This window comes from Candidatus Poriferisodalis sp., assembly GCF_965205175.1.
Lineage (GTDB): Bacteria > Actinomycetota > Acidimicrobiia > Acidimicrobiales > Poriferisodalaceae > Poriferisodalis.
In genome coordinates this window covers 716,591-742,797 of sequence record NZ_OZ242038.1, presented here as the reverse complement: position 1 = coordinate 742,797, position 26,207 = coordinate 716,591, and the positions used below count along the sequence as shown (strand labels likewise).

The following is a 26,207-nucleotide window of genomic DNA, read 5'->3' as shown; positions in this document are numbered from 1 at the left end:
GCCTGCGTTGCGGGTCTGGGCTGCGAAGGGTCCGGGCTGCGTTGCGGGTCTGGGCTGCGACAGGTGCTGCGACAAGGTTGACCGCTGTGTGACACATCGGCGCGAGACTGTGGAGCGCATGGACGCACCCACACCCACGCTGCGCTGGACTGGTTCCAGCATCGAGATCATCGACCAGACGCGCCTGCCGGCGGAGCTGATGCTGATCGACGTGCGCGATGCCGCCGGCGCAGTGGATGCCATCGGGCGACTCGCAATTCGAGGAGCGCCGGCGCTCGGGGCGTTCGGCGCCCTCGCGGTGGTCGTTGGCTTCGACGCAGCGTCGCCTTGCTCGCTGGACGACGCCCGAGCGGAGTTGGAGCGGCTGCGCTGCTTCATCGGCGATGCCCGGCCCACGGCGGTCAACCTGCGCTGGGCGGTCGATCGCACCATCGATGCTGCGCTGGCGCTCGTTGCAGCGCCGGTGGTCGAAGCTGACCGTGCGCCCGACACTGGGCTGTCGAACGGCGGTGGCCCGACGGCACCGGGCACTGACAGCGTGGCGGCGTTGCGGCAGCGGCTGCTGGACGAGGCCCTGGCCATCGGTGCCGAGGACGCACGGGCATGCGCGGAGATCGGCCGCCTCGGGCGTGAGCTGCTGACCGATGCCACGGTCATCGCCACGCACTGCAACACCGGACGACTGGCCACCGCGGGCATCGGCACCGCGCTGGCCACGGTCTACGCCAAGGCGGCTGCCAGCGAGCCCGTGCGCGTGCTGGCGTCGGAGACGCGGCCGCTGCTGCAAGGCGCCCGCCTGACGGCGTGGGAACTGGCCGACGCCGGCATCGACGTGGCGGTGGTTGCCGACGGCGCCATGGCCTCGCTGATCGGCAGCGGCGAAGTTCACGCAGTGATCGTCGGCGCAGATCGAATCGCCGCCAACGGCGACACTGCCAACAAGGTCGGAACGCTCGCACACGCACTGGCCGCAGCCGATGCGGGCATCGGGTTCTACGTCGCCGCGCCCACCACCACCATCGATACGTCCCTCGCTTCGGGCGACCGCATCGTCATCGAGCAGCGGCATCCTGACGAAGTGCATTGCGCCGGCAGCAGCCGACTCACTCCGACGGGCGTGGATGCGGTGAACCCCGCCTTCGACGTCACACCGGCACGGCTGATCACGGCGATACTCACCGACGGCGGCGTGCTGTGGCCGCCCTTTGGCGAATCCATCGCTCGCGTGCTGGCCGGCGAGTCGGAATCGGAGTCGGCGGCCAACCGGGCTGCGCACAGTAAGCCGAAGGAGCGGCGGTGCTGAATCGGTGGAATGTCGACGATGCCCGACGTTGGGAAGGCTTGGGCGATCTCGGCGAGATCACCTACGCTTCGCGCTTGGTCGGAGCGGCGCCGGCGCTGGTTCTGCACGGCGGCGGCAACACGTCCATCAAAGGCACCAGCGCTGATGTCTGGGGCGAGCCGATCCCGACGCTGTGGGTGAAGGGCAGCGGCTGGGACCTCGCGACTATTGAGCCGCCCGGATTCGCACCACTTCGCCTCATGCCTGTGCAGCGCTTGGCTGAGCTGCCGGCGCTCAGCGATACCGAGATGGTGAATCAGCTGCGGATCCACCTGCTCGACGCCAGCGCTCCGAATCCCTCGGTGGAGGCGATCCTACACGCGCTGTTGCCTCAGCGCGCAGTGCTGCACAGCCATGCCGACGCCGTGCTGGCACTCACCAACACTGCCGACGGCGACCAGCGAGTACGCCGGCTGTGGGGTGAGCGAGTCGTCGTGGTGCCCTACGTGATGCCCGGATTCGAGCTGGCTCGTCGCTGCGCTGATGAGTGGCGGGCCCAGGCCCACGACGGCACCGAGGCGATGGTGCTGCTGAGCCACGGCATCTTCACCTTCGGCGACACGGCGCGTCAAGCCTACGACTTGATGATTGATCTGATCAGCGAAGCGGAACAGCACCTGGCCGAGGCCGGCGCGCCGACGGCCGGCCGGACGACAGACGATCGAGACGAGCCGCAGACTGATGGTGGTGTTTCGGGCGACGACTGCGTACCGGCAACATCGCGAGGCGACAACGACGACTGCGAGGCTGTTGCACAGCTGCGAGCGGCAATCTCCGCTGCAGCCGGAGTGCCGCTGCTGTTACGCGCGGTCCGCGACAAGCGTGCCGATGCGTTCTGTGCCCGAGATGACGTGGCACCGGTCGCATGCCGTGGGCCTGCCACGCCCGACCACATCATCCGCACCAAGCAATTCCCGCTGGTGGGCCGCGACGTCGCCGCATTCGCAGACGACTACCGCGCGTACTTCGAGCGCAATGTGACGAGGCGTCGTTCTGCGGATGCGAATCAGCCGCGCGCTGCATACTCGGGCACCGCAGCCTCGAACACCACCGAATCAAGCACCGCGGCGTCGCTCACCATTCTGGACCCAGCGCCGCGTGTGGTGCTGGACCGCGAACTCGGACTGCGGACCGCCGGGCGGAGTGCGGCCGACTGCGACATCGCTGCGGATATCTACCTGCACACCATTGACGTGATCTGCGCGGCGGAGGCCCTGGGCGGCTACGTGGCACTCAGCGAGGCCGATCTGTTCGACGTGGAGTACTGGGAGCTCGAGCAGGCCAAGCTGGCGCGTGCAGGTGCGCCTGCGCCGCTGGCGGGGCAGGTGGCGCTGGTGACCGGCGCGTCGTCAGGCATCGGTCGGGCGGCGGCTGACGCGCTGGCGGCGGCCGGCGCTGCAGTGTCAGGCATTGACCTCGCGCCGGCACCCGAGAGCATCAGCGGAACGGCGCGTCACCACACCGTGGCCGATGTCACCGATCCGCGAGCCGTGGCTGCCGGAGTGGCCACTGCGGTGGAGCGCTTCGGTGGCATCGACATCGTGGTGGCGGCGGCCGGCGTCTTCGGCCCGTCAGTGCCGGTGAGCGAACTCTGCGACGATCCGCTGCTGGACGCCGCATGGCAGCAGACCTTCGAGGTCAACGTGAGCGGGGCGGCCAACACGCTGGCTGGCGCGCATCGGGTGCTACGGCATTCGCCGGTCGGCGGGCGCGTCATTGTGGTCGGCTCCAAGAACGTGCCCGCACCTGGGCGCAACGCGGCTGCGTATTCGGCGTCCAAGGCAGCGCTGACCCAGCTGGCTCGCGTGGCAGCCCTCGAATGGGCCACAGACGGCATCACCGTCAACGTGGTGCATCCCGACGGCGTGTTCGACACGGGGCTGTGGTCCGACGAGCTGATCGCCGAGCGAGCCGCCAGCTACGGCCTCACCGCAGAGCAGTACCGCCGACGCAACCTGCTCGGACGCGAACTGGCCGCAGCCGATGTCGGAGCGCTCATCGCCACCCTCTGCGGCCCCGCCTTCGCCCACACCACCGGCGCCCAGATCCCCCAAGACGGAGGCAGCGACCGCGTCATCTAGCCCGCTAATCGCATCTGTCCATCCTATCCCGTCAACTAACGTAGTTTCGCAAAAGGACTAAAGCCCCCGCCCTGCTCCAGCAAGGAGAACGTCGAAGAGATGTCGAAACGTCCTGCTGGTAGTGTCGCCTCATCACACGAACGTCTGAAGCCAACGGACCACACCGAATTGTATCACATAGTTCACCGTAAGAACTTACAATCAATCTTCGAGCACGGCCTCCTCAGTCATGAAGCCGCACAACAATATCGGCCTTTGAACATCGCTAGAGAACGGCCACAAACCATCCGGCGCGAGCGAGAGATACACGATTATGCTTGTCTATACTTCAATGCTCAAAATGCCATGCTGTTCGATGTCATATTGCGCGCCGAAATCAAGGGATATAGTTGGGACGACATCTGTGTATTGGTGGTAAGCCCAGAAGTCTTAGACCTAGAGGAAGTCAGAGTCTCCGATGGCGGTCTGGGTAGTCAGGAGACGTCGGATCCGCTGCCAATGCCGACCGGTGTGAAGCGACTTCGCCGAACGAAGGTGTTTGCTTTAGGTTGGAATCAAGATGAAGCACAACAAGAAGAAAACAAGCGGTTGGCGATGGCTGAAGTGCTGATACCCAACGAGATAGCACCGGAATATATTGAGGCAGTCTACACATTCAGTTATCGCGCTTATGCGGTGCTGAAGCCGCTCTTCCCAAAGCTCGAGCTTTTTGTCCGAGAAGACTGGCTCGCTCTCGGCACTACTTCTATCGCTAAACAAATGGATGGAGATGCCACGTGATCGAACAGGTCAAGACGGCCGGCGATGTATCGCGAGCCGACGAGTATGAAAGTTATATCAGGGATGGACTGCGCCAGCCGATTCAAACACTAGTCAACACCGTCAACTGTAAGGGCGTAATGGGCAAAGGAGTGGCCCTCGCATTCAAACAACAGCCGCGCTTCGGCGACATGTACCGCGATTACAAGCGACGTTGTGCAGCGGGCCGAGTTGAGCCCGGCGTGCCGTACTTGTATCCAGATCCTCCCAATTGTGGCAATGCAATCGTGGCCGAGCAGCTCGGTTTGTTCGCAGGCACCAACGATCATAAGCAAGATGAACGGTCGGAGCCTTGGGTATTGAATTTCCCCACCAAGAATCATTGGAAGGAGCGGTCGAAAATCAGCTATCTTGAGCGAGGTCTAGATCATCTCAAACTTCACTACAAGTTATGGGGTATCACGTCACTGGCGATTCCTGCTCTGGGCTGCGAAAATGGACGCTTGGAGTGGGCAACCGTGGGACCAATGCTATACCGTCGGCTTGATCAACTGGATATTCCGGTGATTCTCTACGCGCCGAGGAACGTACCGGCAGAACAAGCCTCCGTCGAATTTCTTGCTGGAGCCAGTTGAGGCGCTACTCCCTCGCCGTCTCCGGTCGAAGCAGTCGTACTCGCCACGCGTGCCCGTGACGGTCTCATACAACCAGACGGTATAGCAGATCTAGTTTCGCTGCCTGCCGCCGTCCTTGATGTAACGTGACCGCTAAGCTTCTACATCTTCCCCTGTGCAATAGGCCTTTGCTATTTTCCCTATGAGATGGACTTGGTGTGCAGCGGCAGTGCTGGCGCCTATGCGCCGGCCGAGTGGAGCTGCAGACGCGTGCGAGCCTGGATCCCGCAGGTGCATACTCGGCGCGAGCTGACGCTTGGCAGGCTCACCATTTTTGGCGGATGCCCCGGTGCTGTCCAACAGCCGCGTTGACAGCGCTGGCCAAGCAGTGCGGAAGCACCTCATGGGGGCGTTGCCGCCGCCGACAGACGAGGAGCTGCGCGATGCGGCACGCATCGTCGAAGCATTTCGCGCAGCGCACAAGCTACCGATGCTCACAGCTCGCATGGGCCTGCAGTCGTGCGTGTCCACCAAGCGCTACGTCATCGGTCGCGACGCAGAGATCACGCAGCGTCTCAAACGACGCCTTACGGTGTGGGACAAGCTTCGCCGCGAACCCACGATGAAGCTGTCGCGTATGCAGGACATCGGCGGCTGTCGTGCAGTCTTGCCATCGCTGAATGCCATCGCTCAAGTCCGCGACCGCTTCACCGCCAACAGCCGCCGTCGCGACAACCGAGAGGATCGCGTCATCGACTACGTCGAGCATCCGCGCGACTCGGGCTATCGAGCGGTCCACATCCGCACGCACTACCGGGGTCGAAGGGTCGAGGTGCAGCTACGCACGCGTTGGCAGCACAGGTGGGCTCGGATCGTGGAGGATCTCACGAATCGAGTCGGCGTGGACTACAAGAGCGGCAGCGGGCCTGAAGACGTCCACCGGTTGCTGATCGTCATGAGCGACACCTTTGCAGAGCGCGACGCGCAGGGCCAAGACCCGGCAGCGCTGGACAACGAGCTTCGGGGCCTCATGGCGCAGGTCGCCGAGGCAGGGGGGCTTGGCGTGATTGCAGGGACGACCAACATCGAAGAGCTGGGCTGGACGTGACACATCGGCGCGCCTCAACCGCTCCAACTCGGAAGGTCCTGCGCCGGGGCCGGGCCTGAGCGCTTGACTCGCGCCCACTGCGGGCGGCCAGCGGAAAGTGTGGCATAACGAGCGTTGTGCAACTTGACCCGAGTGCGTCGTGGTCGGCTAGCCTGCGGGCATGGCCGCTACGAGCCGCAGGGGCAAGACGATTCACTTCCTCATCGCGTACGACCATGACAAGCGCAAGCGGGTGCGGTGGCAGGAGTTCACCAACGGTTCGCGGGCCGTGGAAGCGTACTTCGCGATGGAGACTGAGTTCGAGGATCAACCGCGCGTGGAGGTTGTGCTCCTTGGAGGCGACTCGGAGCGAGCCATCAGAGTTACGCACCCGAACTACTTCAACGATCGCGTGATCGAGGAGCTGTTGCAAACCGCCGGCTGAGGCTGGCTAGGCCGCGCCGGCGGGGGTGGCGCCAGCCATGAGGAGGCCGATCTCCTCTCGTGTGGTGGCGAGGGGGTCGACGGTGGCCACGATGCGGCCTTCGTACATGACGGCCACCCGGTCGCTCAGCGCCAGCACTTCGTCGAGTTCGGCAGACACCAGCAGCACGGCGGTGCCGTTGTCGCGCCGCTCGCGGATGCGGCGCCAGATGAACTCGATCGCGCCGATGTCGATCCCGCGCGTGGGCTGCGCGGCGATCAGCAATTCGATGTCATCGGAGAACTCCCGGCCCACCACGAGCTTTTGCTTGTTCCCACCCGACAGGCTGTCCGCGGGCAGCTCGACGCTGGGCGTGCGCACGTCGAAGGCGGCCACCACCTCCGCGGCGTGTGCATCGATGCGGTCGCGGCGTAACAGGCCGCCCACGGCGAACGGTCGCCGGAAGTAGCGGTTCAGCACCGTGTTGTCGGCCACCGAGTACGAGCCGATCAGGCCGTGCTTGGCCCGATCCTCAGGGATGTGCCCCACGCCCATGACCGCGACCTGCCGCGGTCGGGCGCCCGAAGCATCGCGTCCGCTGATCGACACCGTGCCCGACGCCACGTGCCGCAAGCCGGTGACGGCCTCCACGAGCTCTCGCTGGCCGTTGCCCTCCACACCCGCTACCCCGACGATCTCGCCGGCGTGCACGGCGAGCGACAACCCGTCGACAGCACGCTGACTGCGGTCGTCGTCCACGCACAACCCCTCGACCTCGAGCACCACCGGAGCATTCGGCGCGACTGGGCTGTCGGGAACTGCCGGCTCGTCCGGCACCGCTGCGGCACCCAGCACCGGCGGCGAAGCTGTGCTGGGCTCGGCCTTGGCGTTCTGGTCGTCAACACCCTTCGCGGCAACGGGAGCGGCACCGCCCGCCGCGCCGGACCCAAGCCGATCACCTCGGAGATCGACCGCGCGGCCCACCATCAGCTCGGCCAAGGTTGCCTCGCTGGTCTGCGCGGGCACCGTCGTGGCTACCACCCGCCCCTCGCGCAGCACGACGATGTCGTCAGCCGCAGCCATGACCTCGCGCAGCTTGTGCGTGATGAACACGATGCCGACACCGTCTTCGGTCAAACCGCGAAGCACGCTCAGCAAGTGATCGGTCTCTTGGGGAGTGAGGACGGCAGTCGGCTCGTCAGCGATCAGCACCCGAGCATCGCGGTACAGCGCCTTGAGAATCTCCACCCGCTGCTGTGCGCCCACCGGCAGATCCTCCACCGTGGCATCAGGGTCGACGTGCAGGCCGAACTGCTCGGCCAGCTCCAGCACTCGGCGCCGGGCCCGAGCAAGATCGATCATCCCCATCCGGCGCGGCTCCGCGCCCAGCACGATGTTGCGTACCACGCTCATGGGCGGCACCAGCTGGAAGTGCTGGTGCACCATGCCGACACCTCGCGCAATGGCATCCTGCGGACCCGACAGCTCGACCGACTCGTCGGCCATCACCACCTCGCCCGCATCCGGTCGGTGCAAACCGAACAACACGTTCACCAACGTGCTCTTGCCGGCGCCGTTCTCGCCCAGCAACGCGAGGATCCGCCCCGGTCGCAGCTCCATCGACACGTCGTCGTTGGCCACGACCGGACCGAACCGCTTGGTGACGCCGCGGCCGGCCAGCAGCACCTCGCAGCCGTCGGTCATCAGCGGACCTCGTAGGGCTGGCCCAGCGCCGCCGGGTCGCGCATGCGCCCCAGCAGGCCCGCTGAGGCCACCACGACGATCGTGACCACGAACGGCAGCATGCCCACGAACTGCGGGGGGATGTCGAACGAGTCGTTGAGCTGGAACTGGTTCTGCAATGCGGTCGTGAAGCCGAAGAACAGTGCCGCCGCGTACGCCCCCAGCGGGGTGCGCCGCCCGAAGATCATCACCGCCAGCGCCAAGAAGCCCCTGCCGCCCGACATGGCCCGAGTGAACGTGCCCACTGCCTCTAGCGCCAGATAGGCACCGCCGAGGCCTGCGAGTCCGCCTGCCAGCGTCACGTTCACATAGCGCAGCCTGATCACGTCGATGCCCACGGTCGCCGCTGCGCCCGGATGCTCCCCGATCGCGGTGGTACGCATGCCCCAGACCGAGCGCAGCAACGCCACGTGCAGCACCACGACCAGCACCAATGTCAGATACGTCAGCGGCGGGCGGTCGAACAGCGCCGTGCCCACGACCGGCAGCTCCGCCAGCGGCCCGAGTTCGATCGGCTGATACTTCAGCTGGCCGAGCGAGCGGCCGCGGTCGTAGAAGAACGACGTGAGACCCAGCGCAGCGATGTTCAGCACCGCGCCGGCGATGATCTGATCGGTACGCAGTCCCACCGCCATGGCGGCCAGCATCCAGCCCATAGCCAAGCCAGTGCTCACCCCCGCCGCGACCCCCACCAACAGCGAGCCGGACATCGAGGCAGCGGTGAACGCGGTGAACGCCGACATCAAGAACTGCCCTTCGATGCCGATGTTCACGATGCCCGAGCGCTCGCCGATCAACCCGCACATGGCGCCGAGCACAAGCAGCGTCGCCGACCGCACCGTGCCCGACAGCACGGCGGTGGTCTGAGCGCCATCCCATACGTAGAAGCCCCACACGACCGCCGCCAGCGCCGCTGCTGCTGACCAGAGCCAGACCTGTTTCGCACGCTTGCGCTGCATGCCCGAGCCTGCAGCGCCAGCGCTCGTCGACGGGGTCACCGGCCCCAGCCCGCGCCGAGCGTCAAGCGGCGGTCGTCGCCGGCTCGCAGCCGCAGCATCCACCGCACGATCAGCGGTGCCGCCACGAACAACAGGATCAGCGCCTGGATCACGTCGATGATCTCGGGCGCCACTCCCGATTCGAATTGCATCTTGGCTGCACCCGCCTGCATCAAGCCCACCAGCAGGCCCGCGGGGATGACGGCAATCGGGTTCGTGCGCGCCAACAGCGCAATCGTGATGCCTTCGAAGCCGAGACCCACGTTGAACCCTGCTTCGAAGCGCCCGTCCACGCCCAGCGATTCGACGGCACCGCCGATCCCTGCCAGCAACCCCGCGACGGCCATCGAGGAGGCCATGATCCAGCCCACCGACATCCCGGCGTAGCGAGCCGCGTGCCGATTGGCGCCGACGCTGCGCACTTCGAAGCCGTAGGTGGTGCGCTCCACTGCGAACCAGCAGGCGAACGCCGCGATGACCGCGAGCACGAACCCTGCGGGCAGCCAGCCCCATGCGGGAAGCTCAGCAGAGGGCTGAATGGGCGGCGTGCGTGCGATGATGTTGCTGCCGGACTGGTCCCGCCAAGGGTTCGCAGCCAGCCAGTCGGTCAGGTTGCCGGCGACGAAGTTCAACATGATGGTGACGATCACCTCGTGCGCACCCGAGGTGGCCTTGAGCACGCCCGCAACGGCACCCCACACAGCACCCGCGGCAGCGCCGGCCGCCAGCGCGAGCGGCAGATGGACCGCTGTCGGCAGACCTTCGAGGCCGAAACCCACAGCAGCAGCGAACGCTGCGCCGACCAACAGCTGCCCCTGCCCGCCGATGTTGAACAGGCCGGCCTTGAAGGCGAACGCCACGGCCAGGCCGCCGAAGATGAGCGGTGTCGCCTTGTGCAGCGTGCGCAACAGCGCGTCCGCATCGCCAGCACCGCCGGCGATCAGCGCACCGTACGCATTCACCACCGAATGGCCCTGCACCGCGATGAGCAGCGCGCCCAACGCCAGCCCGAGCGCGACCGACACCACGGGCACCGCAGCAGCACCCAGCCACCTCCGCAGGCGTTGCCGGGCGAATTCAGGCCCGTCTGGTTCAGCGACCGGGTCGCCGTCCTCGATGGGTGTCGGCGAACCAGTGGGCGCGCTCACGACCGTGTGAGGCACCCGCCGACCCACGGCGAACCGCTCGCCTCAGCCGGTGGGCTGTTGTCAGCTCGGCGGGTATCCGGTGGGGATGCTGCCGTCGTTCAAGCCGGCCAGCACCGAGGCCAGCGTGGCTCGCATCTCGTCGGTGACGACGCCTTCAAAGTCGTGGAACGGCGCCAAGCCGACCTCGCCAACGAAGTTGCCGCCCGGGAAGCTGCCACCGTGCGCTGCTTCGATCAGGTCGGCGACGCCTGGCGTGATGAGCTTCATGGCGCTCGTCACCAGACACGGCTGCGCCTCAGGCACCGTGTTCCACTGGTCGGTGTCGACGCCGACGCAGTACGCGCCTTCCTGTGACGCGATCTCGATCAACGCTCCGTTGCCAGTCGTGCCGCCGGCGCCGAAGATGACGTCGGCGCCTTGGTCCAGCGCTTGGCGAGCAGTGGTCGCGCCCCAGTCCGGATCGCCGAAGGCAACATCGAGCCCGCCGGGGTGATACGTGCTGATGGTCTCCACATCTGGATTCGTATAGCGCGCGCCGTGCTCCCAGCCTTCCTTGAAGGCCACCACTGGCGGCACCAGATCGGTGCCCAGCACCGCGCCTACCTTGTTGGTCTCAGTGAGCATGCCCGCCAGCGCACCGGCCAAGAAACCGGACTTGTCCTCGGGGAAGATCAGCCCGGCCAAGTTCGGCATCACTTCGCCTTGGAACTGGTCGACGCCGATGAAGTAGATCTCGGGGTTCGCTTGGGCAGCGGCGATAGTGGCATCGGCGAGGCCGAAGCCGACGGTGATGATGACGTCGGCATCGTCTTCGACGAACAGGTTGATGTTGTTCTCGTAGTCCTTCGCCGCCTCGGTCTCGATGTAGCGGGCTTCGACGCCGAGCGCGGCGGCCGCCTGCTGAGCGCCTTCCCATGCCGACTGGTTGAAGCTCTTGTCGTCCACCTTGCCCGTGTCGGTGACGAGACCGATCGTGAACGGATCGGCGTCGGGTTCTGGCGCATCGTCCATGTCGCCTCGGGCAACGTCGGCCGACGGTTCTTGCGCCTCCGTCGTCGCCGGTGCCGCAGCAGTCGTTGCTGCAGGCTCGTCGCCGTTCCCGCATGCTGCGGCGAACAGCGCCGTCACAGCCAACAAGATCGCACTGCGTCTGATGAAGCCGGTCATCTGAATCCTCTCGTGAGCGCAGGCATGCAAGAACACTCTGTGCAGCCCATGGCCTGTGGCGGGAGCCTATTCCTCGACGAGCTCGACCAAGGTGCCCAAGTTGCCCTTCGGATGGACGAACGCCACTGTCGTGCCCCGCGAACCCGGCCGGGGCGCAGCATCGATCGGCACAGCACCCGCTTCGACCATGGCAGCCAGAGCGGCGGCGCAGTCGTCCACCCGGTAGCCGACATGGTGCAGGCCCTCACCTCGCCGCTCGAGGAACTTCGCGATGGGCGAGTCGGGCCGAGTAGCAGCGGTGAGCTGGATGTAGCTGTCTGCCACCTTGATCAGCGCCTCTTCGACGCCGTCGGACTCGACGGTCTCGCGGTGCGCGACATCCGCACCGAACGCCTCGACGTAGTACGCCACGGCAGCGTCGAGGTCGTTCACGGCAATGGCCACGTGGTCGATCTCGGTCAGAATCATCGATCTCCCTGCGCGGACTTGGCTTCTAGCGCTGCGGCGTGGCGCGCGAACAGCGTGATGCGCTCCGGGCCGATCCGCTCGCGCTTGTCGGGATCGGTGATGCCTTGCCCCGGCTGGTCGGCCAAGCACAGCACGCCGAGCTTGCCCTCGTGCAGGTTGCGATGCACCTGCCAAGCTGCGAGGCCCGTCTCGTCCAGTGTGTACGTCTTCGACAGGATCGGCTGAATTCGGCCTTGGTCGATGAGCCGGTTCATCTCCCACGCCTCGGCGTAGTTCGCGAAATGGCTCGACACGATCTGCTTCAGCCGCATCCACAGGTGCCGGTTGTCGTACTCGATCATGTAGCCGGTGGTGGCGGCGCAGGTCACGATCTTGCCGCCGCGTTTGGCCACGAACACCGACGCGCCCATGGTGGACCGTCCCGGATGCTCGAACACGATGTCCGGATCGTCACCGATGAGACGGCGCACCTCTTTGCCGAGCCGGCGCCATTCCCGCTCGTCTTGGGTGTGGGCATCGCTCCAGAATCGGTAGTTCTCGGCGCTGCGGTCGATCACGTGCGCCACGCCCAGCTCGTGCAGCAGCTCTGCTTTGTCGGGCGAGCTGACCACGGCCACGGGCACCCCGCCGCCGTTGAGCACCAGCTGGCAGGCGTAACCGCCGAGGCCGCCCGAAGCGCCCCAGATGAGCACCGAGTCACCCTGCTTCATACGAGCAGCGTTGTCACCGACCAGCATCCGGTACGACGTGGAGGCGCACAGCGCGTTCACGGCCGCTTCTTCCCAGCTGAGATGCGCCGGCTTGGGCATCAGCTGATTCGCCTTCACGATCGACAGGTCGGCCAAACCCCCGAAGTTGCTCTCGAAGCCCCAGATGCGCTGGTTGGAGGCCATCATCGAGTCCTCGTGCGCGGCGGGGTCTTGATCGTCGACGTAGTTGCAGTGCACGACGACGCGGTCTCCGGGCCGCCAGTTGCGCACGGCGGAGCCGCACCGCAGCACCACGCCGGAGGCATCTGAGCCCAAGACGTGGTAGTCGAGCGCGTGGCGGGCACCCCAACGGCTTTCGCGGCCGAGCCGGTCCAAGAAGCCGAACGTGGGCAGCGGCTCGAAGATCGAGGTCCAGACCGTGTTGAAGTTGATCGAGCTGGCCATGATCGCCAGGTACACCTCGTCGGGTGCCAACTCGGGTGTGGCGACCTCGCCGATGTGCAGTGCCTCGCGGGGGTCCTTGTCGGCCGAGGCCCGCCCTTCGAATATCGTCTGCTCGTCGCGGCGCACGTACGCGGCGCGAAAGCTCTCAGGGATCGGCATGGCTTCGAGTTCGGCACCGGACACCCCGGCAGCGATGGCATCGGCGAACTGCTTCACGGGACCGAACGCTAACCGTGCAGCTGTGCCGCACCGAGACCGCGCGGCACCGGTGCCGGCGAGGAGGCTGCGGCTTGTGATGCCCTGGCGAGCATTCGCTCAAGCCGGCTCGAGCCGCGCGAGCAGCTCAGTCGCGATGCACAGCGGCCGCAGCACGGCACCTACGGCGGCGCCCACCGCGCGCGACTGCGCGGCTGGGACTTCCAGGTAGACGCGGCTTGCTGCGAGCAGCTCGGCCATCTTGGCAAACGGCGCCGGGTCGGCCAGCATTGCGGTGACGACGGCCGCAGGCGCCGTAGCGATCGCCACCAGCGCACCGCACGGGTCCACGAACACTGCAGCGACGCCGTTCGGGGGCGCCCCGGCGCTCAGGCACAGTGCCCGGGCATGGCGCGGACCCGCTACCAGGACGCGCTCGGCAGGCGATGGACGAAACACGGCAACCGGCAGGGTCGGAAACGCCGGCGCCGACGGTTCGGCTGTCGGCCCGTGGCTTGTCGGCTGGTGAGGATCGACGGCGGCCATGGCGCTCCTGCGAATGCGGTGCAGGCCACCGGGAAGTGCATCGAGACCGTAGGCAGCGCCCGCAGGGAGGTCCAGCGATTTAGCTGCTCTCGAGGGCCCGGCGGTGGCGGAGCGCTCGCTCAAGGGTCAGCTCGTCGGCGTACTCAAGATCGCCCCCGACGGGCAGTCCGCTGGCGAGACGGGTCACCTGCACGCCGAGCGGTGCGAGCTGGCGGGCGAGGAACATCGCCGTGGTGTCACCTTCGATGTTCGGGTTTGTGCAGACGATCAACTCAGTGACCGCCTCGCTGTCGAGACGGGCGAGCAGCTCACGGATCCGCAGTTGCTCAGGCCCGATGCCCTCCAGCGGGTTCAGCGCGCCGCCCAGCACGTGGTACCGGCCTCGGAAGCCTGCCTTGTCCATCGCAATCACGTCGCGAGGCTCTTCCACTACGCAGATCGTCCCGTTGCCACGGGCCGGGTCGGCACAGATGGAGCACGGATCGGTCTCGCTGAGGTTCCAGCAGAGGCTGCACCAGCCCACCCGATCCTTAGCCGCGGTGATGGCTGTTGCCAGTCGGTGGGCATCGGCCGCGGGCCGCTTCAGCAGCCAGAAGACAATGCGCTGCGCGCCCTTCGGTCCGATCCCGGGCAGACGGCTGAGCTCGTCGATCAGCTCCTCGACGGAGTCGTCGTACACGTCAGTCCCTGCCGCCGCGGTTCAGCCGAAGCGGTCAGCTCGCGCCCGGGTCAGCGGAGAACACCTTCGAGTCGGGCCAGCGGTTCATGACCATCTGGAATTTCTCGTCATTCGACTGCGGCTGCGGCTGCGGCTGCGACCGTGTCGGCGGCAGGGAAGCTGCGTCCGCCACAGTGTTTGCCGCGGTCGGCCGCTGCGCGGCGGCGCTCGACGGGACGGTGGCTTCGCTCGCTGCATCAGCGATCTCGACACGCACGGTCTGGTCGAGCAGCGTTGACAAGATCGCTTCTGCCTCGTTGGCTCGGCGCCGCGCCGGTTCCAGCGGCACGCCGTTGCTGAGCCGGATGGTCACCACGTTGCTCTCGTGAGCCAGCACCGTCGCCTCGCGGAACATGCCCGCCGCAAGCGGACGCAGCTGGGCCACGACCTGGGACTCCCAGATGTGCTGCACGTCTGCGGGCGTCGCTGCGTCCGCAGAGGTGTCGAGACCTGCATCGGGCAGCGGCGGCGGAGCGGGCGAGCCGGAGGCGGTCGGCCTGTCAGCAAGAGAGCCAGCAGCCGGAGGGCCAGCAGCAGGATAGCCGGCGGGAGTGCGGCCGGGCGGGTCGAGTGACGGCGGCGCTTGCGTCGCGGCTATTGCAGCGCGTGCGGCTGACGGACCGGAAGCAGCGGTGCCGGATGCCGGCGCGCCAGAGCCCGAAGCCGCAAGGGGAGCTGCTGCTCCGCCCAGCACATCGTCGGCGAGCAGCCCCAGCAGCGCTGTCTCCAGCATGAGGCGACGATCAGCGGACTGGGGCATCTGCGCCAATGCTGCGCCCAGAGCTTCGAGCGCTCGAACGTTGGCGCGTCGCCCCATCGCGTTGCTCAGCTCGCGTGCCGAGTCGATCTCGGCCCGAGGCAGCTCGACGGGCTCGACCCCGGCGCCGATCAAGAACATGTCGCGCAGTCGGCGGGCCGTTCGCTCGGCGAGGTCGCGGGCATCCACGCCCGCCGCTGTGGCCTCCGACACAGCGATCAGCAGCGCTGTCAGGTCCGCTGCGGCCAGTGCTTGCACCAGCGCATGCACATCGGTGCGGTCGTCCGGAATGCCTCCGGCTGCCAGCACCGTGTCGAGCGCGGAGAGAGCATCCCGCACCGAACCGGCACCGCGTTCGGTCACGTAGCTCACCACGGCGTCGTCGAGCGGCACCCCGGCTGCCTCGGCAACGGCCCGCACGTGAGGTGCCATCTCCTCGGCGCCGACCAGCGAGAGCTCGAACTGCTGGGTACGGCTGCGGATGGTCGACAGCACCTTGTTCGGGTCGGTGGTCGCCAAGATGAACACGACGTGTGCCGGCGGTTCTTCCAAGGTCTTGAGCAGCGCATTGGAGGCAGCCGCGGACAGCATGTGCACTTCGTCGAGCAGATACACCTTGCGGCGCCCGGCGCTCACCAGCGCCGCCTTCTCGGTCATGTCGCGGATGTGGTTCACCGAGTTGTTGGACGCAGCGTCGAGCTCGATGAGGTCCATCGAGGTGCCGGCTGCAATAGCACGGCAGCTGTCGCAGCTGTCGCACGGCTCCCCGTCGGCGGTGAGTTCGCCGCAGTTGAGCGCTTTGGCCATAATGCGGGCGGTGGACGTCTTGCCGGTGCCGCGTGGGCCGCTCAGCAGGTACGCGTGCCCGACACGGTCGTGGCTCACGGCGTTGCGCAAGGCCCGCACCAAGTGGGGCTGTCCGACCACTTCCGCGAACCGCTGCGGACGGAACCTCCGGTAGAGCGACTGGTGCGGCATCTCGTGGCGAGCCTAAGCGACCGAGGAGGAACTCCACGACGCACGCGCCCTGCTGCGTGACGAATTTGGCGCCTTCGCGGTTATCGTGCGGGACGTGTCGCCGTCTGACGTGGCGGCCGGGTCCTGTGCAACGGCGACCCGTGAACCGAGTCAGGGCCGGGAGGCAGCAGCTCTCAGCGGACCTCGTGGTGTGCCGCAGATCGCCTGGCCGCCTCGCCAGACGGCGACACGTGAGTTGTCGGAGAGTTGCCAGAGTGGACGAATGGGCTCGCTTGGAAAGCGTGTGAGGCTTTCATCGGCCTCCGTGGGTTCGAATCCCACACTCTCCGCAGCTCGGTCTCCGCGTCGAGCGCAACCGGGTCGCGCCTCGGCCAGCCTGCAGTCCGCTGAGGCCGCGCCGACGCCATGACCGACGAAGCAGCTATCGAAGCGGCGCTGGAACAGGCACGGCGGGCTGAGGCTGCAGGCGAGGTGCCCGTCGGCGCGGCGGTGATCGTGGACGGCGAGTTGATCGCTGCGCGCCACAACGAACGCGAGACCCGCAACGACCCCACTGCGCACGCGGAGATTTTGGCCCTGCGCGATGCCGCTGCGGCGATCGGCGATTGGCGGCTCGGCGGCGCCACGCTGGCCACGACGCTCGAGCCGTGCCCGATGTGCGCCGGCGCTGCACTGTCGGCGCGAGTCGCACGAGTGGTGTTCGGGGCCTATGACCCGAAGGCCGGCGCAGCGTCGACGCTGTACAACCTGCTGGTGGATCCGCGACTCAGCCACAACTGCGACGTCGCGGGCGGTGTGCGCGAAGCAGAGTGCGGCGCGCTGCTCAGCGAGTTCTTCAGAAGCCGTCGATGACGCCGCGCCGGCGCGCGGACGACAGAGGCTTCTGCGCAGCCGGTTCACACCAACCCGCCACCGCATCACAGGCCGAGCAGGTCGGCGAGGAGTTCTCGAATCTGGCGGAGCGCCACTGGTCCGATGTTCGTCCCCGTCGACTCGACGATGCGGTCGACGCTGACGGTGGTGGGCAGGTGTGCTTGGGCTACTCCGAAGCCGGCGATTTCGATCTCGCTCAGCCAGCCGCGTCGACGGGAGGTGCACGGCACCACGACGACGGCGTGTTGACCAAACTCAAGCACCTCGTCGGCCGTGACCACGACAGCCGGTCGGACGAACCCCGGCTCGCCCCTCGCGGGCGTCCCGAAATCACACTGGACGACGTCACCGGCTCGCATCGGCGACATCGCTCGCTGACGCGTCCACCACGGCGCGATCGGCGTCGTCAAGCGGGGAACTCGCGAGCTGTGCGCCGAGGAGGCGGCGGCGTTCCCGCTGAATCAGCCGGGCGATCTGCGCGTCAAGCGTGAGTCCTTCACGATCTGCGAGTTGACGCAAGGCGTCACGATTACGCACGGACACCTTGATGGTAGTTGCACTGGACATACCATTGAGTATACTCGTGGCACCGTGCGGGCTGCAAGGCGTCACGTCGAGTGGCGGAAGGTGTGGGATTCGAACCCACGGTGACCCGACGGGCCACAACGGTTTTCGAGACCGCCCCATTCGTCCGCTCTGGCAACCTTCCACAGCGCACCCTATCGACGCCTTCCCGACGCTCTTTGGAACCGTCGAGCTGCAAATCGCCCGCGTCGAGGGAGCATCCGTGACAGCCTCAGGACCGTGACCAGAGCAGTTGACCGAGTTGCCGACCAGAGAGTCGCCGTCGCCGCAGGCCCAGCGGGCGAGGCTGGCCACACGTGGTCGGTGACGGCGCTGGCTGCCGCCGTGGGCGACACCATCGCGCACGCCTTCCCGACAGAGGTCTGGATCCGCGGAGAGATCGTCGGCTGCTCGAAAGCGGCGAGCGGCCACATCTACTTCAGCCTCGCCGAACCGGGTGCTCGCAGCAGCCGGCGCAGCGCCCGCATGCAGGTGGCGTTATTTCGGAACAGCCAGCGTCAAGTCGACCGCGACCTCGCCGCAGCGGGAGGGCTGACGCTGGCCGACGGCATCGAGGTGCGGATTCGCGCCGCTGTCGAGTACTACCCAGGCAGAGGGCAGGTGCAGCTCGTGATGAGCGGCGTCGACCCGCACTTCACGCTGGGTGCCCTGGCCGCCGAACGCGCACGCACACTCGCCGAGCTGGAGGCGACTGGGCTGCTTCGGCGCAACGCTGCGGTGCCGGTGGCGGCAGTGCCGCTGCGCATCGGCCTCATCACCGCTGCCCGCAGCGCGGCCCACGCCGACTTCGTCCACGAGCTGGCCTCCAGCGGCTACGCCTTCGAGATGCTGTTGTGCGACGCCCGGGTACAGGGCATCACTGCTGAAACGGACCTGATCGCGGCTTTGGGGACACTCAACACGCTCGACATCGACGTGATTGCTCTCGTGCGCGGCGGCGGCGACCGCAACGACTTGCTGGTGTTCGACCTCGCCAGCGTGGCCAAGGCCATCGCACGGTGCCGGCTGCCGGTGTTCTGCGGCATCGGTCACGAGACCGACTCCTCGGTGGCCGATCAGGTCGCGCACACGTCGGCCAAGACGCCGACTGCTTGCGCCGCCCAGCTCGTCGCCCGTGTCACCGCTTTCGAGGCGCGCTTGGACCGGGCCGCTCGCGAAGTGGACAGAACCGCCCGCGCCCGCGCAGCCACGGCCGTCGCACGCTTGGAAGCGGCGGGCAGTCAGCTCCGACTGCTCGCCGAGCGGCGCGCAGCCAGACCTCGCGCACTGCTGAACCAAGCAGAACTGCTGCTGGCGCACCGGGCACAGCAGCACCTCGCCGGGGCGCGCTCCCGGCTGAGGTCGGCCGGCGGCGCACTGGGTCACCTGGCCGTGCGGCACACAGCCGATGCGCGTGCTCGACTGGACTCAGCAGCGGCTGTCGTGGCAGCGATGGCACCGCAGCGAACCTTAGCCCGCGGCTTCACCATCACGCGAACGCTCGACGGCGCCGTCGTGCGCGAGATGCCTCGGGTCGGAGACATCGTCATCACCCAGACTGCGTCGGCCACGTTCGCAAGCGCGGTGCATGCGACGCCGCCGGAACCGACTGGCGACGCAAGACTCACGACGCGGGAGAGAGGCATTCCATGACCGCAACTGCAGCAGAAGACAGCGAACTCGGGGGGTACGCCGAATCCATGGCTGAGCTGGAGTCGATCCTGGCCCGTCTCGAAGACGACAGCCTCGACATCGACACGCTGGCATCTCAGGTGGAGCGGGCCGCGCTGCTGATCACACACTGCAAACGACGCTTGCGTGCCACCGAGCTCTCGGTACAAGAAATTCTGGCACAGCACGGACCGGCTGCCTCGGGCCTTGGTGCGGCGGACCGATGACGCGCGACGCGCGCCGAGGCGGACCATCTCAGCGCAGACAGGTGTGGACCGAGGGAGTTGGTGGGCGCTCCCCCGGTCCACTTGCGCATCACGGGCCGGTGGAAAACCCGGAGCGCACGCTCAGCCGGCTTCGGCACCCATCGACGGTGAACTGCCTCGGCCGTACTTCGATATTGACACATAACTTATGACCTCTTCGCCGCCTTGTCAAGCGATGCCATGCCGGGTGTCGTCGGATTCCCGCGAAACTGCAGTATCGAGCGGCAGCTCCGGCGGTGATTCCGAGGGCACGCCCTACGGTGCTTGGCCGTCTCCGCTGCACGCCGCAGATGTCGCTGCGGGCGCCGTGCGGCGCAGCGAGGCGCGCATCGTGGGTGATTGGGCCTACTGGGTGGAGGAACGACCCGGCGACCGCGGGCGCGGCGCCGTGGTCCGCGTACCGCTCGACAATCCCCAAGCAGTGCCCAACGACGTTCCCCATACCGCCGAAGCGGACATCCGCACTGCTGCGCACGAGTACGGGGGAGGCGCCTGGCTGCCGTTCGCAGCGGCCGACGGGCGTCACTTCGTGCTGGGCAGCTGCATGACCGACCATCGGGTCCGTCTGTTCGACGTGACGGGCGGTGACGCGCCGCGAGTCGTGACGCCGTCGCCTGAGTCGTCGGTGGACCTGCGCTACGCCGATCCGGTGCTGCTGCCAACAGCGCCGGGGGGCGCGGCCGCAGACGTCGTCGAACGTGTCACCTTCTGGGTGCGCGAAACCCATGAGGCCGCGGCGCGCGAGCCGCGCAATGAGCTGGTCGCCGTCCGCCTGGACGGTGAGGTCAGCGTTGTGGCAAGCGGCGCGGACTTCTACTCATCGCCTCGGCCCTCGCCCGACGGCACCCGGCTGGCGTACCTCAGCTGGGATCACCCGAACATGCCGTGGGATCACACCCGCTTGCATCTGGTCGATCTCCGTGACGGCGCGCCGGTCGCCGGCAGCGATCGGGTGCTGTGCGACAGTGCGGCCCTGACGCAGCCAGCCTGGAGTCAGGACAATGCGTTGCACGTCGTCACCGACGTCGGCGGCTGGTGGTCGATCCACCGCGTCGACACCGATGCTGGCACCACCGAACCGGTGCTCAATGACGCATCGGCAGCGCCGGCGAGTGGCCGCGAGTTCGGCCTTCCGGCATGGGTCTTCGCGCAGTCCACCTACGGGTGGGACCAGGACGGCACGCTGTGGTGTACGTGGATGTCGGGCGGCATCGGGCACCTCGGGACCGCCCGCGATGGGCGCTTGGAGGAGATCCCGAGCGGGTTCACCGACTTCGGACGGCTCGCTACCACCGACCGCGGATCGGTCGTCACGGTGGCCGCCTCGTGGACGCGCCGCGCCGCCGTCGTGGAGATCGTGTCGGACGGCTCGCACCGTCGGCTCAGCGCGGACGAGTCTGCGGTGCTGGCACCGGCCGACACCTCGGCCCCCGAAGCCATCTCCTTCCGCAACGAAGGAGGGCGTGAGGCGCACGCGTTCTACTTCCCGCCCGCCAACTCAGCCGTCGCAGACCAGTCCCAGAGCCCGCCGCCACTCGTCGTGCTCAGCCACGGCGGCCCTACGGGCGCCGCACGCAGCTCGCTGGACTTGGGCATCCAGTACTGGACTACTCGAGGCATCGCGGTCGTGGATGTGAACTACGGCGGCAGCACCGGCTACGGCACTGCCTACCGCAATCTGCTCCGCGGCCAGTGGGGCGTTGTAGACACCCAAGACTGCATTGCGGCGGCTCTCCACCTCGCCGCGACGGGCCGAGCGAACCGCCGTCGCCTCGTCATCAAGGGCGGTTCGGCGGGCGGCTACACCACGTTGTGCGCGCTCACGGGCAGCGACGTGTTCGCGGCCGGTATCTCGCGCTACGGGGTCGCGGACCTCGAAGCGCTCGCACGGGACACCCACAAGTTCGAGGCCCGGTACTTGGACGGACTGATCGGCCCGTGGCCCCAGCAAGCCGATCTGTACCGGGAGCGATCACCGCTCGGGCGCGTCGACCGGTTGCGAACGCCGATGATCGTGCTGGCGGGCACCGAGGATCGCGTGGTGCCACAGAGCCAGTCCGAGCGGGTCGTGGCGGCCTTGGCCGAAGCCGGCGTGCCTCACGCTTACGTGTTGTTCGAAGGCGAGGGCCACGGGTTCCGGCGCGGACCTAACATCGTGGCCGCACTGGAAGCCGAGCTGTCGTTCCTCGGCCAGATGCTGAACTTCGAGCCTGCGGGCGACATCGCACGCGTCGAGGTGCGCGCCGCCTCTCCATAGCTGGCGCTAGGCCGCGTTCACGCGATCGGCGGTGCAAGTCCGCCTGCCCGGGCAGCCCACCGGCCGGATCAGCCCCTCCGGGTTCCGCCACGTCGCATACAGACGGCGCTCTTGGTCATCAGACATGGCTCTCACGCTACGCAGCGGGATGTGACGAGAGCGTCGTAAGCGATGATCGGCACGGTGATCTGGTCTGTTGAAATCACGGCGTCTGTCCCTCGGCTGTCGGCGGTAGTTTCGGTGCGTGCGCGGTGTGACTGATGGTTGCACGCAGCGCCTGGCGGCAGCGCGGGGAGCCTGAGGTGTACAGGTTCGCGCGGTCGCCGCGCTGGGTGGCTGGGCACGCGCTGGCGGGCGTGCTGCTCGTGGTCTTCGTCGTCGCCGGCGTGTGGCAGTACGGCCGCCATGGCGAGACGCGCGAGCGCAACGCAGCGACCCTCGAACGTCAGGATGCCGAACCGCTCGATGTCGGCGGATTCTTCGCGGCGGTGCAGGACGCGGATGCCCTGGGCGGACTGGAGTACCGGTCGGTGACGCTGCCGGTGGCCGGTGTCAACTGGGACGAGCGCGTGCTGATTCGCAATCGCAGCCTGAACGGTCTTGCCGGCTGCCATCTCGCCATGCCCGTTGCTGTCGCCCGCGGCGGCGATGCCTCCGGCGTGCTGGTGGTCGCTGGCTGGCTGCGCCAGCAGGCTTGCGAGTCGCTGCACGACGTCGAAAACGGCGATGCAGCCGTGACCCGACGAGCGGTGCCCAGCCAGATTGCAGGCCGTATCCGGCTGAGCCAGACACGCGGGCTGCTTGGTCCCACCGATCCAGCCCAAGGTCGCTTGGCCACACTGGCGAGAACCGATGTCGAGCGGATCGACCAGCAGACCGCTCTGGATTTGGCACCGGTCTACATCGAGGCAACAGACACCACGAACGCGGCCAGCGCATTCGGCGCCGACGGCGAACTCGGCTTCGTTGAGCCGGTGCCCTTGCCGCCACCGGAACTCGATGCCGGCCCCCACTTGGGTTACACGGTTCAGTGGTTCAGCTTCGCGCTGGTGGCCGTGGTCGGCTACGCGCTGGTCTTGCGCCACCAAGCTCGCAAGGGCGAGTCAGAACAGATCGCCGACAACTGAGCACTGCTGCCAACGGCGGGTCAGCGGCCTAGGGCTTCGGCCATGCGAGCGGTGATCTCGTCGAGCATCTGGGGCGAGGTGGCGAAGTTGAGCCGCACGTGTCCTGCGCCCTCAGGCCCGAAATCGAGCCCAGAGTTCAGGTACACCTTGCCGTGCTCCAAAAATGCGGCGGCCGGGTCGTCGCCGAGGCCCAGCTCGCGGCAGTCCAGCCATGCCAGGTACGTGGCGTCGGGCGGCCGGTACCGCACCTCCGGCAGCCGCTCGGCCAGCAGTTCCGCCAGCAGATGCCGGTTGTGGTCCAAGCCGGTCACCAGCTCGTCCAGCCAGTCCAACGCCTCGGTCCAGCCGGCGACAGTGGCTACTTGGCCGAGGATGCCGATGCCGCCGATCAGCCGCTTGGGGATCGCCTGGACGACCGGGCCGTAGCGGGCTGAAGCGGAGTGCAGGAAGGCCATGCGCAGCCCCGCCATGTTGAACGACTTCGTGGCCGCAGTGACGGTGACTGTCCGCTGCGCGGCCAGATCGCTCGCCGAGGCCACTGGCAGATGCCGCATGGGCGGGTACACGAGGTCACAGTGAATCTCATCGGAGATGACCACCAGGTCGCGGCGCTCGGCAACGTCGATCAGCGCTTCGATGTCGTCGGCATCGAGCACCACGCCGCACGGGTTGTGCGGCTGGCACACGATCACCGCGGTCACGTCGGGCGCAGCAGCAACCGCGTCGAGATGGTCCACATCCAGCCGCCAGCCGGCGTCGTGGCGCACGAGTGGGTTGGCTACCACCCGGCGTCCGTGCCCCTCCACGCTGGAGAAGAACGGCGGGTATGCCGGGGTCTGGAAGATGATGCCCTCGCCGGGTTTCGTGCATGCGGTGATGGCCAGCTCCAAGCCCTGGATCACATCGTGAACCCGCACGGTGTCGCTCGAGTCGACCTGCCAGCCGAACGCCTCGCCCATGCGCTTCGCGAACACGTCCAGCACGGGGATCGGCTGATCGTAGAAGTCGTAGCCGAGGCCGCCGGAGTCGATGCGCTCCCGTAGCGCTGCGAGCACCGGCGCCGGCATCTCCAAGTCCATGTCGGCGACCCAAGCCGCGGCTACGTCGGGTCCTTGTCGCCCCCACTTGATGCCCGGTCGGTGCCGAACCCGATCAGAATCCAAGTCGAAGATCACGGAGCGACCCTATGCGGCCGCAACGCTCCGTGGCGCGGCACGACTGCCGACAGCGTGGTCGGACGGCCGATCGGCTCGGCGTCCCGGTTCGTGACAGCTGGCCGCACCCTAAGCGGCGCTCTCCGCCTCGGGCTAGTACAGGCCGATCATGCGGCCAGCGAGGCCGAGGACGGCAACGATCAGCACGGGCCGGATGAGCCGTTCGCCGCCGCGCACTGCCCATCTGGCGCCGAGCCAGCCGCCGGCGGCGAAGCCTGCGGCGACCACGATGGCCAGCCCCCAGTGCACTTGGTCGTTCCAGATGAACACCGGTACCGCCACCGACGTCAGCACGGCGATCACCACCACCTTGACCGCGTTGGCGTTCACCAAGTCCAGCCCGGCGTGGGACAACGCCAAGACCAGCATGAGGCCCACGCCGGCCTGGAAGGCGCCGCCGTAGGCACCGATCGAGAAGAACAGCGCGACCCGCAGCGGCTTGGGCCACACCATGTCGGCGCCGCTGACCTTGGGCGGACGCAGGCTCAGCAGCAGCAGTGGCACCATCAAGATGCCGAAGACCTGTTCGAAGGCGGTGTCGGTGAGCAGGCTGGACACGGCGAACGCGCCCACCGCGGCGCCGGCTGCTGCGGGCACCAGCACCGGCACGCATCGGCGCAGACCCCACACGCCTTCGGAGCGGAATCCGGCGACCGAGGCCACGTTCTGCACCACGACGCCGATGCGGTTCGTGCCGTTGGCGACCAGACCACCGAGATCGCCCGCCACCGTGAGCAAGCTCACCGTCAGCAGCGAGCCGCCGCCCGCCATCGCATTCACCACGCCTGCCGCCACGCCTGCTGCAGCGACGAGCGCAACCTGCCCTGGCGCCATCGGCGGCAGCCCTAGAGCGCGGTGGCGCAGGCGCACCGCACGCGCCGGGCTTCCCATTCCCGATGCGGCGGACTGCATGCAGGCATCGACAGGTGCTACGCGCGCGGCGAAGAGCCGGGTGCGAGCTGCGTGGTCTGCTGACGCAGGAGGTGGTCGGCCAGCACGAGGCAGACCATCGCCTCGACCATCGGCACTGCCCGCGGCAGCACGCACGGGTCGTGACGTCCACGGGCCGCCAGCACGGTCGGCTCGCCTTGGCGCGTCACGGTGCGCTGCTGGCTGGCGATGGTGGCAGTGGGCTTGAAGGCCACCCGCAGCACGATGTCGGCGCCGTTGCTGATGCCGCCCTGGATGCCGCCGCTGCGGTTGGTCAACACCACCGGCCGCCCGTGGGGGCCAGGCGCGAACTCGTCGTTATGGGTGCGTCCGGTCATCAACGTGCCCGCGAAGCCGCTGCCGATCTCGATTCCTTTGGCGGCGGGCAGCGACATCACCGCACGGGCCAGCTCTGCGTCCAGCTTGTCGAACACTGGTTCGCCCAAGCCTGGCGGCACTCCGCGCGACACGCAGGTGACCACTCCGCCCACAGAGTCCCCGTCGCGGCGCACGGCCTCGATGGCTTCGGCGATGCGGGCCGCCGCAGCCGGGTCCGGACAACGGGTGGGGTGTGCCTCCACGGCTTCTCGTGTCACCTCGGCAGGGTCGACCTCGGCGACGATGTCACGCACCGCGCTGACCCAGCCCAGCACCTCGGCACCGGCAGCGGCCAACATCTTGCGAGCCACCGCCCCCGCCGCTACACGGCCCACGGTCTCGCGTGCTGAGGCCCGGCCGCCGCCCTGCCAGCTGCGGATGCCGTACTTGGCTTCGGTGGTGTAGTCAGCGTGGCTCGGGCGGTAGAGGTCGACCATGTCGGCGTACGCGCCGGGCCGCGCATCGGTGTTGGCCACTGTCATCCCGATCGGCGTGCCCAACGTGAGGCCCTCGAACACGCCTGAGTGGATGCTGACCCGGTCCGCCTCGTCACGCTGAGTGACCAAACGGCTCTGGCCCGGTCGGCGGCGGTCCAAGTCAGCCTGCACGTCGGCTTCGCTGAGCTCGATGCGTGCCGGGCAGCCGTCGATGACTACGCCCAGCGCGCCACCGTGCGACTCGCCGAAGGTGGTGACCGCGAAGCGCTCCCCGAAGGTGCTGCCGCCCATGCCAGCACCCTACGACGGCA

At 67.6% G+C, this 26,207-nt stretch carries 25 protein-coding genes, 2 tRNA genes and 1 other RNA gene; 13 read left to right on the top strand and 15 right to left on the bottom strand.

Features of this window, described 5'->3' with window-relative positions; translation table 11 throughout:
• The first annotated feature begins 88 nt into the window (after positions 1-88).
• The 6 genes from mtnA (at position 89) to ACOGI4_RS03150 (ending at position 6,328) form a co-directional block, all read left to right on the top strand.
• The gene (gene mtnA, locus ACOGI4_RS03175; RefSeq protein WP_419842487.1) at positions 89-1,303 is read left to right on the top strand and encodes an S-methyl-5-thioribose-1-phosphate isomerase; all 1,215 of its coding nucleotides are present in this window, start codon (positions 89-91) and stop codon (positions 1,301-1,303) included.
• Positions 1,297-3,423: a bifunctional aldolase/short-chain dehydrogenase gene (locus ACOGI4_RS03170; RefSeq protein ID WP_419842486.1), complete on the top strand. Its 2,127-nt coding sequence runs from the start codon at positions 1,297-1,299 to the stop codon at positions 3,421-3,423. The genes mtnA and ACOGI4_RS03170 overlap by 7 nt, the downstream gene beginning before the upstream one ends.
• 99 nt (positions 3,424-3,522) lie before the next feature.
• Entirely contained in the window at positions 3,523-4,203 is a 681-nt protein-coding gene (locus ACOGI4_RS03165) for a DarT ssDNA thymidine ADP-ribosyltransferase family protein (RefSeq protein WP_419842485.1), read from the top strand.
• Positions 4,200-4,817, top strand: coding sequence for a macro domain-containing protein (locus tag ACOGI4_RS03160; protein ID WP_419842484.1), 618 nt, complete (start codon positions 4,200-4,202; stop codon positions 4,815-4,817). Before ACOGI4_RS03165 ends, ACOGI4_RS03160 begins: the two co-directional genes overlap by 4 nt.
• Before the next feature lie 382 nt (positions 4,818-5,199).
• Positions 5,200-5,904 (top strand): RelA/SpoT domain-containing protein, encoded by a 705-nt coding sequence (locus tag ACOGI4_RS03155; protein WP_419842483.1) that lies wholly within the window; start codon positions 5,200-5,202, stop codon positions 5,902-5,904.
• 160 nt (positions 5,905-6,064) lie between these two features.
• A complete protein-coding gene (locus tag ACOGI4_RS03150; protein ID WP_419842482.1) occupies positions 6,065-6,328 on the top strand; it encodes a hypothetical protein in 264 nt (87 codons plus the stop codon).
• A gap of 6 nt (positions 6,329-6,334) precedes the next feature.
• Here the strand turns inward: ACOGI4_RS03150 and ACOGI4_RS03145 are convergent, their stop codons facing one another.
• From ACOGI4_RS03145 to dnaX, 9 genes are all read right to left on the bottom strand, one after another.
• Positions 6,335-8,011 (bottom strand): ABC transporter ATP-binding protein, encoded by a 1,677-nt coding sequence (locus tag ACOGI4_RS03145; protein WP_419842481.1) that lies wholly within the window; start codon positions 8,009-8,011, stop codon positions 6,335-6,337.
• Entirely contained in the window at positions 8,011-9,048 is a 1,038-nt protein-coding gene (locus ACOGI4_RS03140; protein ID WP_419842480.1) for an ABC transporter permease, read from the bottom strand. The genes ACOGI4_RS03145 and ACOGI4_RS03140 overlap by 1 nt, the downstream gene beginning before the upstream one ends.
• On the bottom strand, positions 9,045-10,196 hold the full coding sequence (locus ACOGI4_RS03135; RefSeq protein WP_419842479.1) for an ABC transporter permease: 1,152 nt from the start codon (positions 10,194-10,196) through the stop codon (positions 9,045-9,047). The genes ACOGI4_RS03140 and ACOGI4_RS03135 overlap by 4 nt, the downstream gene beginning before the upstream one ends.
• Before the next feature lie 60 nt (positions 10,197-10,256).
• Positions 10,257-11,363, bottom strand: coding sequence for a BMP family ABC transporter substrate-binding protein (locus ACOGI4_RS03130; protein ID WP_419842478.1), 1,107 nt, complete (start codon positions 11,361-11,363; stop codon positions 10,257-10,259).
• A 66-nt stretch (positions 11,364-11,429) separates the two neighbouring features.
• Entirely contained in the window at positions 11,430-11,831 is a 402-nt protein-coding gene (mce, locus tag ACOGI4_RS03125; RefSeq protein ID WP_419842477.1) for a methylmalonyl-CoA epimerase, read from the bottom strand.
• On the bottom strand, positions 11,828-13,201 hold the full coding sequence (ccrA, locus tag ACOGI4_RS03120) for a crotonyl-CoA carboxylase/reductase (protein WP_419842476.1): 1,374 nt from the start codon (positions 13,199-13,201) through the stop codon (positions 11,828-11,830). The genes mce and ccrA overlap by 4 nt, the downstream gene beginning before the upstream one ends.
• 99 nt (positions 13,202-13,300) lie before the next feature.
• Positions 13,301-13,726, bottom strand: coding sequence for a hypothetical protein (locus ACOGI4_RS03115; RefSeq protein ID WP_419842475.1), 426 nt, complete (start codon positions 13,724-13,726; stop codon positions 13,301-13,303).
• Between the two features lie 79 nt (positions 13,727-13,805).
• Entirely contained in the window at positions 13,806-14,405 is a 600-nt protein-coding gene (gene recR / locus ACOGI4_RS03110; protein WP_419842474.1) for a recombination mediator RecR, read from the bottom strand.
• A 34-nt stretch (positions 14,406-14,439) separates the two neighbouring features.
• Complete coding sequence (dnaX, locus tag ACOGI4_RS03105) at positions 14,440-16,179, bottom strand: DNA polymerase III subunit gamma/tau (RefSeq protein ID WP_419842473.1); 1,740 nt, start codon at positions 16,177-16,179, stop codon at positions 14,440-14,442.
• 114 nt (positions 16,180-16,293) lie between these two features.
• Between dnaX and ffs the strand changes: the two genes are divergently transcribed.
• From ffs to tadA, 3 genes are all read left to right on the top strand, one after another.
• Positions 16,294-16,392: signal recognition particle sRNA small type (ffs, locus tag ACOGI4_RS03100), an RNA gene on the top strand.
• A gap of 27 nt (positions 16,393-16,419) precedes the next feature.
• Positions 16,420-16,508 (top strand) — tRNA-Ser (locus tag ACOGI4_RS03095).
• Positions 16,509-16,584: 76 nt separating this feature from the next.
• Complete coding sequence (gene tadA, locus ACOGI4_RS03090) at positions 16,585-17,031, top strand: tRNA adenosine(34) deaminase TadA (protein ID WP_419842472.1); 447 nt, start codon at positions 16,585-16,587, stop codon at positions 17,029-17,031.
• Positions 17,032-17,096: 65 nt separating this feature from the next.
• Here the strand turns inward: tadA and ACOGI4_RS03085 are convergent, their stop codons facing one another.
• The 3 genes from ACOGI4_RS03085 to ACOGI4_RS03075 form a co-directional block, all read right to left on the bottom strand.
• Positions 17,097-17,411, bottom strand: a complete 315-nt coding sequence (locus ACOGI4_RS03085; protein WP_419842471.1) for a type II toxin-antitoxin system PemK/MazF family toxin — start codon at positions 17,409-17,411, stop codon at positions 17,097-17,099.
• On the bottom strand, positions 17,398-17,619 hold the full coding sequence (locus tag ACOGI4_RS03080; protein ID WP_419842470.1) for a hypothetical protein: 222 nt from the start codon (positions 17,617-17,619) through the stop codon (positions 17,398-17,400). Before ACOGI4_RS03080 ends, ACOGI4_RS03085 begins: the two co-directional genes overlap by 14 nt.
• A 51-nt stretch (positions 17,620-17,670) precedes the next feature.
• Positions 17,671-17,761: transfer RNA gene (locus tag ACOGI4_RS03075), tRNA-Ser, on the bottom strand.
• 95 nt (positions 17,762-17,856) lie between these two features.
• Between ACOGI4_RS03075 and xseA the strand changes: the two genes are divergently transcribed.
• From xseA to ACOGI4_RS03055, 4 genes are all read left to right on the top strand, one after another.
• Positions 17,857-19,269 (top strand): exodeoxyribonuclease VII large subunit, encoded by a 1,413-nt coding sequence (xseA, locus tag ACOGI4_RS03070; protein ID WP_419842469.1) that lies wholly within the window; start codon positions 17,857-17,859, stop codon positions 19,267-19,269.
• Positions 19,266-19,514, top strand: coding sequence for an exodeoxyribonuclease VII small subunit (gene xseB / locus ACOGI4_RS03065; RefSeq protein WP_419842468.1), 249 nt, complete (start codon positions 19,266-19,268; stop codon positions 19,512-19,514). Before xseA ends, xseB begins: the two co-directional genes overlap by 4 nt.
• Before the next feature lie 226 nt (positions 19,515-19,740).
• Positions 19,741-21,810, top strand: a complete 2,070-nt coding sequence (locus tag ACOGI4_RS03060; protein WP_419842467.1) for a S9 family peptidase — start codon at positions 19,741-19,743, stop codon at positions 21,808-21,810.
• A 302-nt stretch (positions 21,811-22,112) separates the two neighbouring features.
• Complete coding sequence (locus ACOGI4_RS03055; RefSeq protein WP_419842466.1) at positions 22,113-22,937, top strand: SURF1 family protein; 825 nt, start codon at positions 22,113-22,115, stop codon at positions 22,935-22,937.
• Positions 22,938-22,957: 20 nt separating this feature from the next.
• Here the strand turns inward: ACOGI4_RS03055 and ACOGI4_RS03050 are convergent, their stop codons facing one another.
• The 3 genes from ACOGI4_RS03050 to aroC form a co-directional block, all read right to left on the bottom strand.
• The gene (locus ACOGI4_RS03050) at positions 22,958-24,112 is read right to left on the bottom strand and encodes a MalY/PatB family protein (RefSeq protein ID WP_419842465.1); all 1,155 of its coding nucleotides are present in this window, start codon (positions 24,110-24,112) and stop codon (positions 22,958-22,960) included.
• A 132-nt stretch (positions 24,113-24,244) separates the two neighbouring features.
• Positions 24,245-24,985 carry a sulfite exporter TauE/SafE family protein gene (locus ACOGI4_RS03045; protein ID WP_419842464.1) on the bottom strand — a complete coding sequence of 247 codons (741 nt, stop codon included), beginning with the start codon at positions 24,983-24,985 and terminating at the stop codon, positions 24,245-24,247.
• A 95-nt stretch (positions 24,986-25,080) separates the two neighbouring features.
• Positions 25,081-26,187 carry a chorismate synthase gene (aroC, locus tag ACOGI4_RS03040; protein ID WP_419842463.1) on the bottom strand — a complete coding sequence of 369 codons (1,107 nt, stop codon included), beginning with the start codon at positions 26,185-26,187 and terminating at the stop codon, positions 25,081-25,083.
• Between the last annotated feature and the right edge of the window lie 20 nt (positions 26,188-26,207).